Annotated in this window: 11 protein-coding genes and 2 pseudogenes; 5 read left to right on the top strand and 8 right to left on the bottom strand. The window is 58.3% G+C overall.

The window, feature by feature from the left end:
- Positions 1–9: 9 nt before the first annotated feature.
- Together MUY37_RS02780 and MUY37_RS02785 are read right to left on the bottom strand one after the other, a co-directional pair.
- A complete protein-coding gene (locus tag MUY37_RS02780; protein ID WP_499195145.1) occupies positions 10–381 on the bottom strand; it encodes a hypothetical protein in 372 nt (123 codons plus the stop codon).
- A gap of 37 nt (positions 382–418) precedes the next feature.
- Positions 419–730, bottom strand: a pseudogene (locus MUY37_RS02785) (transposase); the annotation flags it as partial.
- Between the two features lie 438 nt (positions 731–1,168).
- Here MUY37_RS02785 and MUY37_RS02790 point away from each other — a divergent pair.
- The 5 genes and pseudogenes from MUY37_RS02790 to MUY37_RS02810 all read left to right on the top strand — a co-directional run.
- Entirely contained in the window at positions 1,169–1,660 is a 492-nt protein-coding gene (locus tag MUY37_RS02790; RefSeq protein WP_499193893.1) for an Lrp/AsnC family transcriptional regulator, read from the top strand.
- A 656-nt stretch (positions 1,661–2,316) separates the two neighbouring features.
- Positions 2,317–3,507 carry a trans-sulfuration enzyme family protein gene (locus MUY37_RS02795; RefSeq protein WP_499193894.1) on the top strand — a complete coding sequence of 397 codons (1,191 nt, stop codon included), beginning with the start codon at positions 2,317–2,319 and terminating at the stop codon, positions 3,505–3,507.
- Positions 3,504–4,064, top strand: coding sequence for an OsmC family protein (locus MUY37_RS02800; protein WP_499193895.1), 561 nt, complete (start codon positions 3,504–3,506; stop codon positions 4,062–4,064). The genes MUY37_RS02795 and MUY37_RS02800 overlap by 4 nt, the downstream gene beginning before the upstream one ends.
- A 53-nt stretch (positions 4,065–4,117) precedes the next feature.
- The gene (locus MUY37_RS02805; protein ID WP_499193896.1) at positions 4,118–7,210 is read left to right on the top strand and encodes a TonB-dependent receptor domain-containing protein; all 3,093 of its coding nucleotides are present in this window, start codon (positions 4,118–4,120) and stop codon (positions 7,208–7,210) included.
- A 650-nt stretch (positions 7,211–7,860) separates the two neighbouring features.
- Positions 7,861–8,094 (top strand): annotated as a pseudogene (locus MUY37_RS02810) (IS3 family transposase); the annotation flags it as partial.
- Between the two features lie 122 nt (positions 8,095–8,216).
- On the opposite strand, the gene MUY37_RS02815 reads toward MUY37_RS02810, so the two are convergent.
- The 6 genes from MUY37_RS02815 to MUY37_RS02840 all read right to left on the bottom strand — a co-directional run bounded on the left by MUY37_RS02815 (position 8,217) and on the right by MUY37_RS02840 (position 12,861).
- Positions 8,217–8,969 carry a hypothetical protein gene (locus tag MUY37_RS02815; protein WP_499193897.1) on the bottom strand — a complete coding sequence of 251 codons (753 nt, stop codon included), beginning with the start codon at positions 8,967–8,969 and terminating at the stop codon, positions 8,217–8,219.
- Between the two features lie 91 nt (positions 8,970–9,060).
- Positions 9,061–9,465 (bottom strand): RidA family protein, encoded by a 405-nt coding sequence (locus MUY37_RS02820; protein WP_499193898.1) that lies wholly within the window; start codon positions 9,463–9,465, stop codon positions 9,061–9,063.
- 9 nt (positions 9,466–9,474) lie between these two features.
- Positions 9,475–9,963, bottom strand: a complete 489-nt coding sequence (locus MUY37_RS02825) for a VOC family protein (protein WP_499193899.1) — start codon at positions 9,961–9,963, stop codon at positions 9,475–9,477.
- 105 nt (positions 9,964–10,068) lie between these two features.
- Entirely contained in the window at positions 10,069–11,421 is a 1,353-nt protein-coding gene (locus MUY37_RS02830) for an FAD/NAD(P)-dependent oxidoreductase (RefSeq protein WP_499193900.1), read from the bottom strand.
- On the bottom strand, positions 11,414–11,749 hold the full coding sequence (locus tag MUY37_RS02835) for a 2Fe-2S iron-sulfur cluster-binding protein (protein WP_499193901.1): 336 nt from the start codon (positions 11,747–11,749) through the stop codon (positions 11,414–11,416). Before MUY37_RS02835 ends, MUY37_RS02830 begins: the two co-directional genes overlap by 8 nt.
- Complete coding sequence (locus MUY37_RS02840; protein WP_499193902.1) at positions 11,683–12,861, bottom strand: NAD(P)/FAD-dependent oxidoreductase; 1,179 nt, start codon at positions 12,859–12,861, stop codon at positions 11,683–11,685. The genes MUY37_RS02835 and MUY37_RS02840 overlap by 67 nt, the downstream gene beginning before the upstream one ends.

A 12,861-nucleotide genomic window follows, 5' to 3' on the forward strand; every position in this document is an offset into this window, starting at 1 on the left:
GCCGATCGCTCAGCCCTGGCAACGATAGCGTCCCAGTGACAGCTGCAGCATCGCTCCGATAACCAGACAGGCAGAAATGACGAGCCACACTGCATCGCCTGCAAATCGCTCTCCCATCGTGAAGGCCACAGGCCCGATGGCGGCGCCGGCAATGTAACTTGCAACCATCAATCCAAGGATCGATGAATACACCCCGCGGGGGAAATAGCGGCTGGCGAGATAGGCAATCACGTCGCTCTCGATCCCGGTGGCGAGGCCAAGGCCAATTCCCACCAGGGCGGCAATTATGCCCCAGTGCCCCACCTGCGCGAACAACAGCAAACCTGTAATGGCGGCCATGGCCGCCAGTGTGGTAACCCACGGCGCATAGACGCGGTCCATCAGCCATCTCCCGGCCAACCTCCCGACAATCGACGAAGTGATCGGGCACGACGCCATCGAGATCGAGCCGGCAGAACCAGCGGTAGGCAAGGTTGAGATGGACCTCCTCGCACAGCCGCCGCTCCGACCGGATGCCCATGCAACAACCGATCAGCAGCATCCGGATCATCAGTTCGGGATCGATCGAGGGGCGACCCGTCGAACTATAGAACGGCTTCAGGTGCTCGCGAATGCTGTCGAGATCGACGAACCGGTCAATCGAGCGCAGCAGGTGATCGCCCGGCACATGATCCTCGATGCGGAAGCTGTAAAACAGCGCCTCCTGCATCACCGTCCGCTCGCCCATCATCACAACGTCTCCGCTTGCTGCGCGAGCACTGAATCAGGACTTTACACCCATCGCAAGCAGGAGTTTTTCAACAGAATACGCCCCATCTCGGTCATTTCACTGCCGCGATTGGTCGCCCGAAACAGGGCGCGCGAGTCATGTTGGCTGGAAATCAGCGAAACTGGCCGTCACGGTGAGCAGGTGGGCAGAAATGCGGGAACGTAAAGGCCGAACAAAAAATGGAGCGGGGGGCCGATTGCGGTGTCTTCATCCCCCGGGTCGTATCCGGCGTGGGACCCGCGCGGCTCGAAATCGCTGCGCCCCGCCTCGCCCCTATTGGTCATTGCAACAAGTCCCGAATCCCTATTTCTGCACAAGACAAATACGTGTTTGTGGATTGATCCTTGGAAGAAATGTCGCGATATGGTCTATAAGAAGCAGAATCTGCGGTAGGATGCGATGGACAGTTACGATAGAAAAATCTTGCGAGAACTGCGGCGAAACGGTCGAATAACGAACCAGGAGTTGTCCGAGCGGATCAACCTTTCCCCGTCACCGTGCCTGCGGCGCGTCCGGGCGATGGAAGAATCCGGCGTGATTGCAGGTTACACGACCATCATCGATCAGAGTAAGCTTGGCAAAGCGGTGACGCTGTTCGTTCGCGTCAAGCTGGAACGCCACAACCGAACAGGCGTAGCGGAGTTCGAGCGCGGGGTGCAGAACTCGGAAAATGTGCTCGCATGCTATCTCATCAGTGGGGAGTATGATTATCTCCTGCACATAATCATGGACAACCTTGAATCCTACGAAGAGTTTGTCCGCACCGAGCTGCACAATCTGGCCGGCGTTTCGGGCATCGACAGCGGGTTTGCCTATGGGTGCGTCAAACAGCCGACCGGTGTTTACGTGAGCGGCGACTTGCAACCGCGAACGATGCGCAAGGCCCTTTAGACGAACCGGTATTTTTCTTGTCTGCTTTAATCATGCGAGAATTCTCTACCCGACCATGATCAAGATGTAATTCCTTTTACCCCTCCGTCGAGATGTCCGGCCGTGCGGCCGTCCAACGACCGCGTCCCGCTCGATATAGCGACGAGCCTGCCGGAAACGGTCGCATCCAGTTTTTTGCGTTCGTAGAGACCAGCGCGTTTTCTTTCGGGATTGCGGCGGCCCCGATACGCACCCATCCGGCTGTCGCGCTTTGAGGCATTCAACGCTGAGCTTCCGCTATCTTTCGGCGAATGTTTCAGGTGCGCCAGAAAATTGCGCAACAAACCGGATGCGATAAGAAATCTACCAGAATCCGACGCTGCATCTCCGAAAACGCAAACCCATTGCGTGTGACGCCGAATACATCTCGGAGAATGATCTCAGCCTTCAATTCTTCCGGACTCATGGTTCGACAGCTTCGCTCATTGCTCTCTTCTCGAAGCGCGGCGCGAAGGCTCTGATCGATGGGGCATACCTCCTCCGACACGCGCCAAATAGTGCCCATTCGCGGCGATAAAGGTGCTGCGGGCATACGGCCTGATCGCCAAGCGTGGCTGAACTCGCTGACCAGGTCCCGGAAAGCGGGGCCGCATCTGAGCGATCATCAATTCACCGGCATGGCTGACCAGACACTCGCTGTCCATGCGGGTAGCGGCAACGAGGCGGTCACTGGATGTGTCGGCACGCCGATCTACCAGTCCACCACCTTTCTGTTGAATGAGGATCAGTATCGATCGGTTGGTCAAGGCTATGCCCGGGATCGGTTCATCTACACCCGCTACGGCAATCCTAGCCAATGGTCGGTTCAAGAGAAATTGGCAGCGTTGGAAGGCGCGGAATCTGCGGTTGTCTTTTCCTCCGGGATGGCGGCGATCTCGACGACATTGCTTACTTTGCTCGATCCCGGCGGGCATGTCGTCGCATCGAATGAACTCTATGGCGGGACTTACAATTTCCTGAATTTGGAACTGCCGAATGTCGGCATGAGTGCGACGCTGGTCGATCCGCGTGATTATGGCGCGATCGAGGCGGCAATTCGTCCGAACACGCAGGTTCTCTATTTCGAAACGATCACCAACCCGCTCCTCAAGGTCGTTGATCTGAGGCGCCTCGGAGACATTGCCGAAAGGCACGGTGTTCGCCTCGTCGTCGATGCGACTTTCTCCACTCCCATCGTTACCAAGCCGCTTGAATACGGCGTCGATATCGTCGTCCATTCGGCGACCAAGTACCTTAACGGGCACAGCGATCTGGTCGCCGGCGTCGCAGCGGGCAGTCGCAAGCTTATCGACCAGGTTTGGGCGCGTATGCTCAATTTCGGTGGCTGCCTCGATCCGCATGCCTGTTTCCTTCTCGAGCGCGGCCTGAAAACGCTTGCGGTGCGAATGAGGGCGCATGCGGAAACCGCGCTTGCGGTCGCAACTCACCTTGAGGCGCACCCTCAGGTCCGGCGTGTCTTCCATCCAATGCTCGAAACGCATCCCGATCACGCCCTGGCGAACGAACTGATGCGTTGTGGGACGGGGAACGTCACGTTCGAAGTGGAGGGCGGCGATACGGCCGCGCTCGATCTTGTCGGCAACATGACCCTGGCGCGCAGTGCCACCAGCCTGGGTGGCGTCGAAAGCCTGGTAAGTCTGCCGTTCAATTCATCCCACTCCAGCTTCACCGCAAGCCAGCGGGCGGAGATGGGGATCATGCCGGGATGTGTTCGCCTGTCCGTTGGAATTGAAGATCCGGCCGACCTCATCGCCGATCTCGACCAGGCATTCGATCAAATCCGTCCAGTTAGAGAGGCGAACGCGTGAATAATAACATCTCCGTCTGCGCGTTGAGTGAGTTCGTAAACGAAGTGAAGGCGTCACCTGAGGAAGCGGAAGCATCCTACGGGGTAAGGCTTGCATGGCAAAGCGGAGCACGAAGTTCTGCGGAAGCCTCTTCGATGAAGATCGGGCCGCACACCGTAAGCCGCAATTTCTCGTGGTCGATTGATGAGCCCCGTCAGCTTCTCGGCTCGAACCATGCGCCCAATCCGCAGGAATATCTGCTGTCGGGCTTCGGTGCCTGCATGATGATGGCCTTCGTGTCTGGAGCGACCGCGAAGGGCATTCAGCTCGAGCACCTGTCGATCAATGTCGAGGGCGATCTCGACCTTCACGGCTTTCTCGGAATGGAGAGCAACGCCCCGGTCGGCTTCTCGGCCATTCGCTATCGCATCGATGTGCGCGGCGACGCCTCGCCCGAAACTTTCGAAGCGCTTCGAAAGCAGGCGGAGAGCCACAGCCCCAACGCCATGACCTTGGCCAATCCGGTCGAGTTGTTGGGCAAGATAAATGCGGAGGAGGTCCGCGACAGCGACACGTAACCACCGCTCGCGATCAAGAGCGGGAAGAACAATTATATTAGGGGAGGGGAATAATGTCATCGAGTACCAGAAATGTGAGGCGCCCGGTTCGCGCCGGTTTGCTGGCCGGTGCCGCGACGCTGGCCTTGATCGGGCAGAGTGCGGCTGCGCAGATGCAGAAGCCAGACACGGAGCCTGAGGAGGAAGAGGTCGATGTCCTGCCGACTACTGAGCAGGATGAGAATGCGGGTGCCACGATCGTCGTCACCGGCTCGCGCATCGCCCGTGACGAGTTCGACCAAACCGCGCCGGTTTCGGTCATAGATTCAACGGTGATCGAAAGCTCGGGCCAGAATGCCCTGAGTGACATCCTGCAACGCAATCCGGCGATCGCGGTGGGTACGGGCCTGCAGAACACGGGTGATAGTGTCGATGTCGGCGCCGGGTTCATCAGTATGCGCGGTCTCGGTGTTGATCGATCGCTGACGCTGGTGAACGGCAAGCGCCGCGTACCTGGGGACGTCACTTCGAGCACGGCCGATGTAAACGCCATTCCCAATGCGCTGGTCGAACGGGTGGAAATTCTCACGGGCGGAACTTCAGCAATTTATGGTGCCGATGCGGTCGTGGGCGTCACTAACATCATTTTGAAAGAGGATTTCGACGGGCTACAGCTATCCGGTCGGATGCGCATTCCCGAACAACTCGGCGGTGGTGGCGGATACGACTTCGACATCGTCGGTGGCGGCAATTTCGGCGGCGGTCGTGGTAATGCCGTGTTTGCCCTTACCTATTCAAAGACGGATCGTCTCGATGGTCGGGACCGCGATTTCTCACGCGGCCTGCGGGTGTCGCAATTCCGGACGAACCGCTTGAACACCGGCCTCAACGATGGCATCCCCGATCGGATTGTTGTGCGGGACACGGTTACAGCGACATATCCGAACACCGGCGGGTTCTACTTCTTCAACTCCAATGTTCCGTTCGACAGGACCATCGTGGACAGTGACCAGTCCCGGCTGTTCAACTCCGGGGATCCACTTCGATTCAACTGGTTCACTGCCGATGCCAACGGCTTGCGGCCCATCCAGAACGACAGCGCGCAATGCTATGCTGCGGGCTGTTTCGCCGATGTTCGCGCACAGGGTGGCGACGGGTTCCGTTTTGAAAACTTCAACACGCTGATCAGCGATTTCGAACGCTTCACGAGTTTCGGGCGCGTCACTTATGACATCACCCCGGCGGTCCAGTTCTATGGTCAGTTCGATGCTTCGAAGATCAAGGCTCATGGCGGTGCTCAGGCACCCTTCTTGCCGTTCCGCGACTTCGCCATCAGGCTAACTCGCGATAATCCGCTTCTGCATCCCAGCGTCACTGCGTTCATGGACGACCCGAACAGTGTCATCCCTCTAACTCAGGCACAGATTGACGATCCGGCGAACAACCCTCGTCTCGCTCCGATCACGTCGATCGGGGTCAATCGTACGCTAGAAGACCTGGGGCGTCGGACAAGCTATGCCACCAGGCGGGTGGTGTCGGCGATTGGCGGATTCGAAGGAACCCTGTTCGATGGCTGGGACTTCGACGCCTTCTATCAATACGGGCGAACCAAGGTGAGCGCGCGGGTCACCAATACCGTCTACGCGGATCGCCTGCTGCAGGCCTTCGACGTGATATCCGACCCGGTTACCGGCGCGCCGGTCTGCCGCGACTTGAATGCACGTGCCGCCGGTTGCCAGCCATTGCGCGCATTGGGCCCGGAAAACCAGATAACCGATCCCACATTCCGGCAGTGGCTGTTTGCCGAGCCCGTCGAAACTTCGAAAATCGAACAGCAGCTGGCCGGCGCGACGGTTACCGGTTCACTGTTCGACCTTCCTGCCGGCCCGGTGGGACTGGCCGCTGGTGTCGAATATCGCAAGGAGCAGGTTCAGTTCCGCGACGATATCAGGCGTCAATCGCTGCTGCTGCAAACCTTCTCTCCGCCTGAAGACGGGGATTTCGCGGTCGCCGAGGTCTTCGCCGAGACGGTCGTGCCGATCCTCGAAGGGCAGCCGTTCTTCGAAAAGCTTCAGATCGAAGGCGCGGTACGCTATTCCGACTATAACCTTCCCCTCGGCAGCACCTGGACGTGGAAGGCGGGCGGCGTCTGGTCGCCGATCCCCGATATCCGTTTCCGTGTGTCACGCTCGCGCAGCGTCCGCGCGCCGACACTGACCGACCTGTTTTCGCCCGGAGATATCGGTGCGATCAACCCAGTCGATCCGTGTAACGCATCCCGGATCGGGGATACGCCCCAGCGCGCAGCCAATTGCGCTGCGTTGGGAATTCCGGTGGGATATGAGGATCCGCAGATCATCACCAAGCGCCAGCGCACCGGTGGTAATCCGAACCTCGCACCGGAAACCGCGAATTCTCTGACGATCGGGGGGGTCCTGGAGCCGCGTTTCATCCCCAATCTGTCGATCGCCGTGGACTATTGGCAAATCGATCTGGAAGGGGCGATCTCGACCCTGCCTCTGCAGGACCTGGTCAATGCCTGTGTCGATGCGGAGACGATTGATAACCCGTTCTGCCGCCTAACCGAACGCTTTCCGGCTGGGCATCCGAACGAGTTCCAGATCTCGCTGGTCGAAAATACCTTCGTCAATTTCGGCAAGCGCGAAGCCTCGGGCGTCGATTTCAATGTGCGTTACTTCAATGATCTCGATAATATCATCGGCGGTCTGCCGGGTGATTTCGTGATCAGTGTGAATGGTACCTACCTCCACAAGAACAACAGCCAGCCCGATCCGGACGATCCCGATACGGTCTTTATCTTCGCCGGGGAGAGTTTCCTTCCGCATTGGCGGGTCAATGCCAACTTCACTTACAATCTCGACAAGCTGCGCGTGAGCTGGTTCACCAATTTCAGGTCGGCGACCAGGACGGACAACCAGCAGGCGGGTCCTGAATCTTACCCAGAAGGTTTCGACAGCATACCCTCGCGGATCTACAACGACCTGTACGTGTCGCTGGATGTGACCGACGTGTTCCGGATCTCTGCCGGCATCAACAACATCTTCGATGTGGCTCCGCCTGACCATCCCTTCGTTTGGGGCGGCGGCGGCGGTCTCTTTGACAGCAATGGCCGCACCTTCTCGATTGGAGCTCGGATGAGGTTCTGATCTCGCCGAGTGGTCGAGCCTCTCCACTGCGCTGCCGCTTCGATGAAGCGGCAGCCTTTTTCCCAATCCGGAACGTCCCGCTAACGGTAGCAGCACAAGCAATATGAGCATGTACACGGTTATGGCAGGGGCATAATCTGCCCGGTCCCACACCATTGCGGAGGCGGGACCGGTTACCAGATCACCGAAAGTGTAGGATGCCAGAAGGGTGGCGCTGCACGTCGCACCGATGAAGGCACTGGCCACGCGACCGGGTGCCGATGCAATAGCCGATGATCAGCATCTAGATCATTACTCGGGATCGATCAAAGGCCGACCGGCCGAACTCTAGAACGGCTCCAAGCGTTCGCGGATGCGACCAGATTGACCAACCTTTCGTTCGAGCACCTCAAGCGATCTTCCGGAACAAGATTCTCGATTTGGAAGCTGTAGAACAGCTCCTCCGGCAATAAGAGTTTTCAACGGATTAGAGGCGAACTTCAGACATACTCGGCACGAAGCTAATTCAGGGCGCGATCGGTCAAAAATAATCTTCTAGACCAAATATCGGCGCATGAACCCCTACTTTTCTGCGCGAGATCAGAGTCGGCACTAGCAAATTGCTTGCCGCTGCCATCATGGAGATCGTCTCTGTGTTGGGTCATCTCGATGGCAAGCAGGTGGATCATGTGCGCAGCGCGCGGATCAATCCGCAGACCCAAGGGCAAGACCGAATGCTGCTCGAAAACAACTTCCTGCCCGGTGACCTCGAGGCACAAATCTAGGCCTTCGTCGAGCCCTACAACCACCGGCGCTGCCACGAGAGCCTCGAAACCGTAACACCGACCGACGCCTTCTTCGGTAGGGCGTCCGCCATCATCAAACCAAGAGGAAGGATCAAGTGAAGGACGCTCGATTATCGGCGCTTGCGACACCGCAAGCTCGCCGCCTGGAATAATATTTCATATCAGATTGTTGTGTCACCCGATCAAGATCGAGCAGACCTATCGGCAACTTGGAAACCCGATCAGCGATCGTCCTCAACGATCCTGAAGGAACGGTGGGGTGCAATGATCAGGGTGTTGCCGTCGAAATCTGCGACGATCTGCTTGTTTGCGGCGATATCTGCATCGGTACCCGTGGCGCTCGCCCAGCGTTCGGCGTTTAGCGTTAACTTGTCGCCAGACCTTGTGAACGTCCCATAGCCGCTGACGGCTTCGGTGCTATCGCCAAGCACGAGTATGAAGCGATTGTCGATGAAGGCGAGCCTGCCGTTGTCGAATGTGTAAATCTTGGCCGGGCCAGATGCGATGCGGGTGAAGGTTTGCACCGTACCGCTGCCAAATACCAACCTGAGATTATTGTCCGATCTGGTGACGGTGAGTTGATGATCCGTATTTGCGCGGAACGACAAAGGCGTTTCCGTGCCGTCGGAAATCGAGATGGTTTGCTGCGCCTTGAGATCGACGCCTTTGTCGGTCGCCGTATAGAGACCTGCATGGGCCATCGCTTCCGCTGCGGGATCGGCAGGATCGCCCATCACTGCTTGTTGGAGAAACACTCCGCCTTCGAAGAGAAAGACACCGTCGATCGGTAGCGACTGGCCTTGCGTTGTGACCAGCCCATCATAGGCCCAGTAACCTTGAACGGCCTTGAGCTGATCGATCGACATTTCTGCATTCGTTGCGGCTTCTTCGGTCGGGTAAGCCGCACATGCGCTCAATGTTGCAGAGAGTACGAGGGTCAATGCAGTCCTGAATTTTGTGCGTGCCGTGGCCATCTCATCACTCCTGGTGTTCGGGCCGATGGGCCCTCGTTTTAGGCGATGCGCAAGCCGCAGCGAGCGCCGGGAACCGCTGTGTGTCACACCGTCAAGAAATCGCGGCAGTCGCTTCGATCTCGATCAGGAAATCGGGAAGCGCCAGCGCCGCAACACCGATAAGAGTATTGGGAGCTCGATCGACTTCCCCGTAGAATTTGGCAATCTCGGGTACGATGATGCCCAGTTTGTCGGGCTTGTGATCAACTACATATGTGCGTAGCCGGACGACATCCGCAGGTGTCGCGCCCGCCGCCGCGAGCACAGTGCGCAAATTGTCGAGCACTTGTCGGGTCTGTACCCCTAGATCGTCCGGACCAACGATGTTGTGGTCTGCGTCCCAGGCGACCTGCCCTGCAAGATGGATCGTCTTTCCTCCATCTTGGAGGCTGGCATGGGAGAAACCGTAGGACACAGCATCATAGAGGCTGTCCGGGTTGATACGCTCGATGCTCATGCTTCGCCCTCAATCCACTATTTCCAGGGTGTGACCGAACGGATCGGTCATATAGACGTTCTTCTTCCCCGCCAGCGGTCCATCTGCGATCAAGATCGTCTCCATCGCGTTGCAACCATTCGCGGTCAGGTAGGCGACCGCCTGATCTACGTCGTCAACTTTCAACCCAAGATGATGACCACCCACGTCGCAGTTGCGGGGAAGGTCAGTGCGTCGGTCAACGGGTTTGTCGTACTGAACGAGTTGGAAGTTCATATTGTCGGTCAGCTTGAGCATCACGAGCGTCAGCTTTGCGTTGGGCACGTTGACATGCGTTTCCATCCAGTCACGTCCCTGTTCGTCTCTTGGCATATCCGCCGCATCGAGAGGACCGAGCCGGAACAGTTCCTGCGCCCCGATCACCTCGCAATAGAAAGCCATGGCTTCTTCAAGATCGCGAACCGTCCACGATATGTGATCGACCGATAGAAATTTTGGCTTGGAAGGTAATTCGCTCATGGACCGGACCGCCTCTGTATCGCTTCCGGTTCGAGACTGACGGTGGCGAAGCTTGTTTGCAATCGCGCAAAAGATGCGATTACGTTGCGCCCAGCGCAAAATGCGTCAAGTAGCGAGATCGCTGATCGGAACTGGGCGGGCGGGGAACCGTGCGGTGAAACCAGGATCGTTTGGATTGTCGAGCAAACGTAACAATGTCGGCTCGCAATTACGCCCTTGGCACAAGCCCATCCCGCACCGTGTGACAAGCTTTACCGCATTTGCCGATCTGCCATCCAAAACCGGGCCAATCTGCGCGAAGGCAACGTCTTCGCACCTGCATACCAGCGTATCGTCTCGCAAGGCGGGAAAAAACGGTCGGGGATCGGCGATCTCGTCAAGCAGGCGGGCAAAGCGAAGCAAGCTTCGACGGTTCGCCCGATGCCTGGCCACACGACGTGCCGCTTCGTCCCGACTGATTGCGCCGAGCTCTGCACCAATCCCGAACCCCGCTATGTTTCCGCTCGCCAAAGCAGCATTCGCCCCAGCGACTCCGGTAGTTTCCCCGGCGACGTAAAGGCCCTGTATGCTGGATTGCATCCATTCGTCGCAGAGCGTAGCCCACCCGCCAGCAGGTCCTGCCCTGCGCATCTTGGCCGACATCATCCGCGGCAGAGACGATTGGCTTACGAAGCCATAACACAGGCCAACTGCATCGCAGGCGATTTCGCCGCCTGAGTGCTGTACCGCCGCTACTCTGTCGGTTCCGCAGATTGCTTGGATCGGTGCGTTGTAAAGCACTTTCACACCATGTTTTCGCAAAGTGGCAAGCGCGCGAACCGCAGGAAAAGCCGTGCTCAGCCGGTCAAACGCGCGTAAGCTATTGCGTATACCGGCCTTGAGCATAGTACCATGTGGTTGGGAGAACAGCACGGCCGCAACGCCCCCTCCTGCCTCCACGAGTTGCGCGGCAATAAGCAATTGCAAAGGGTGGGTGCCGGCAAGCACAATCTGCTCGCCGGGGACAATACGCTGCGCCTTCAAAAGCGCCTGCATTCCCCCTGCCGAATAAACGCCAGGCAAAGTCCAGCCAGGTAAGGGCACCGCCAGATCCTGGCATCCTGCAGCGATCAAAACTCTGGCGGCAGTTATCGATCGTAAGCCATCGGGTGAGCAAATGGTAAGCGCAAACAGACCGTCGGGCTCGCGGCGAAGACCAATTACCGAATGACTGCCGATCCAGTGGATACTGGTTCGCGCTTCGAACCGGCGCAGCAGTTCCACAAGGGGAGCGTATGTTCTGTCCTCCATCCAGCCCGGTATTCGGAAGGATTGCGGCGGCTGGCGCAATATCTGGCCCCCGGCCTGCGGTTGTTCGTCGATGACAACGGTCTTGAGCTTCAGATCGTCCAGCGTGAGCGCCGCTGCCTGCCCGGCCGGTCCGCCGCCGACGATCGCGACATCGTAGTGGTCAGTCACGGGTCACGTCCATCCCGACCTGGGCGGGTACCAGGCAAGCGCGTACGCGCTGCCCACCTGGAAGCAGAGTGACGGTGCATTCGCCGCACGTCCCCATGTTACAGAACATTCCGCGGGCCATTCCGTTGCTGTCTCTTCGGAACGCGGATGACTGCTCGATCATGGCTGCTGCAAGCGTCTCCCCCTCGAAGACATCGACTCGTTCACCATCGAGGATGATCTGGATACGCCTTCCGCGCTCTATGCCATGATCCAGGCGCATCATTGCCCCATGAAGCTGTTGAGATGCGCAAAACGCGAAGGCGCGACGATTTCGAGCTCCTCGCATTTTGTCCCGCTCATCGACTGCGCGATCAGGCGGGCGAAAGTCGGCCCAAGCGTGAAGGCGGAACCGCCTCCTGCCACCCAGCACCCGGGCATGGCCGGTATTTCGCCGACAATCGGCAATTGATCGGCACTGATCGCGGTGATGCCGGTCCAACTGCGAACAAGATTGATTGTTGCTACCATCGGAGCGACGTCAATGGCTACCCGAAGGTTGCCGCGTAACGAAGCCTCTATCACGGCAGGCGGGCGATACAGTGTAAAACGGCCCTCCGCATCAAGAGCCATGCGTGATGGCCAACCGCCGCCGATAAGCAAGTTCCCCGAGTGTGTCTGCTTCATCGAGAGGCGCCGCCCAACGTGCTGAACCAGATGCGGAACGACCTGAGCAACGCGCTCGGTTGCGTTCATCAGCAAACCCACTGGAAAAAGCGGAACGTGCAGGTTCAGCATGGCAGCCACATGTGCGGTCCAGGCGCCGCAGGCGATCAATATCTGACTGGCCGCGAATTGCTCCGCAGCGGTCCTGACAACATATTCCCGACACACCCTTCTAATGGACTGCACCCGGCAGCGAGGGCGCAGGAGTGCGCCGGTCTTGTCTGCCGCGATGGCAATCGCATGTGTAACCAGACGTGCGTCGGCATGGCCTTCGTCCGGCGAATAACCGGCAGCGCAAATTGCTTCTGACAGATAAGGCGCGATTTGGCGGGCCTCGTGGCCATCGATCATTCTAGTTCGCAGCCCTTCCGCGTTTTCTCGCGCGATCTTGAGCTCCAGTAAGGCGCATTCTTCCGCCGTTTCGGCAACCATAAGGCCGCCGTTCATGGTGATATGCAAATTCGTCGCGAGATCAGCTTCGAGTGAAGACCAATCGGATATCGCGAGACGGTTCAGTGCTGCCGTACGCGTCGCCTGCTCGGCAAGGGCGTCACCGTTCTCAAGGAACCTGCGCTCAAGCTGGAAATGCAGCGATCCGGCATTCTGACCGGAAGCGCCCATTCCGAAGTCCCCGGAATCGAGAACTGTGACTTTGGCTCCTTCGCGGGCAAGACGCCATGCCGTGGCGCAGCCGATGAGGCCGCCTCCCACGATAAGAACATCCGATCTTCCCAT

The sequence above is a fragment of the Qipengyuania sp. ABI-127-1 genome, assembly GCA_022953095.1.
GTDB lineage: Bacteria > Pseudomonadota > Alphaproteobacteria > Sphingomonadales > Sphingomonadaceae > Qipengyuania.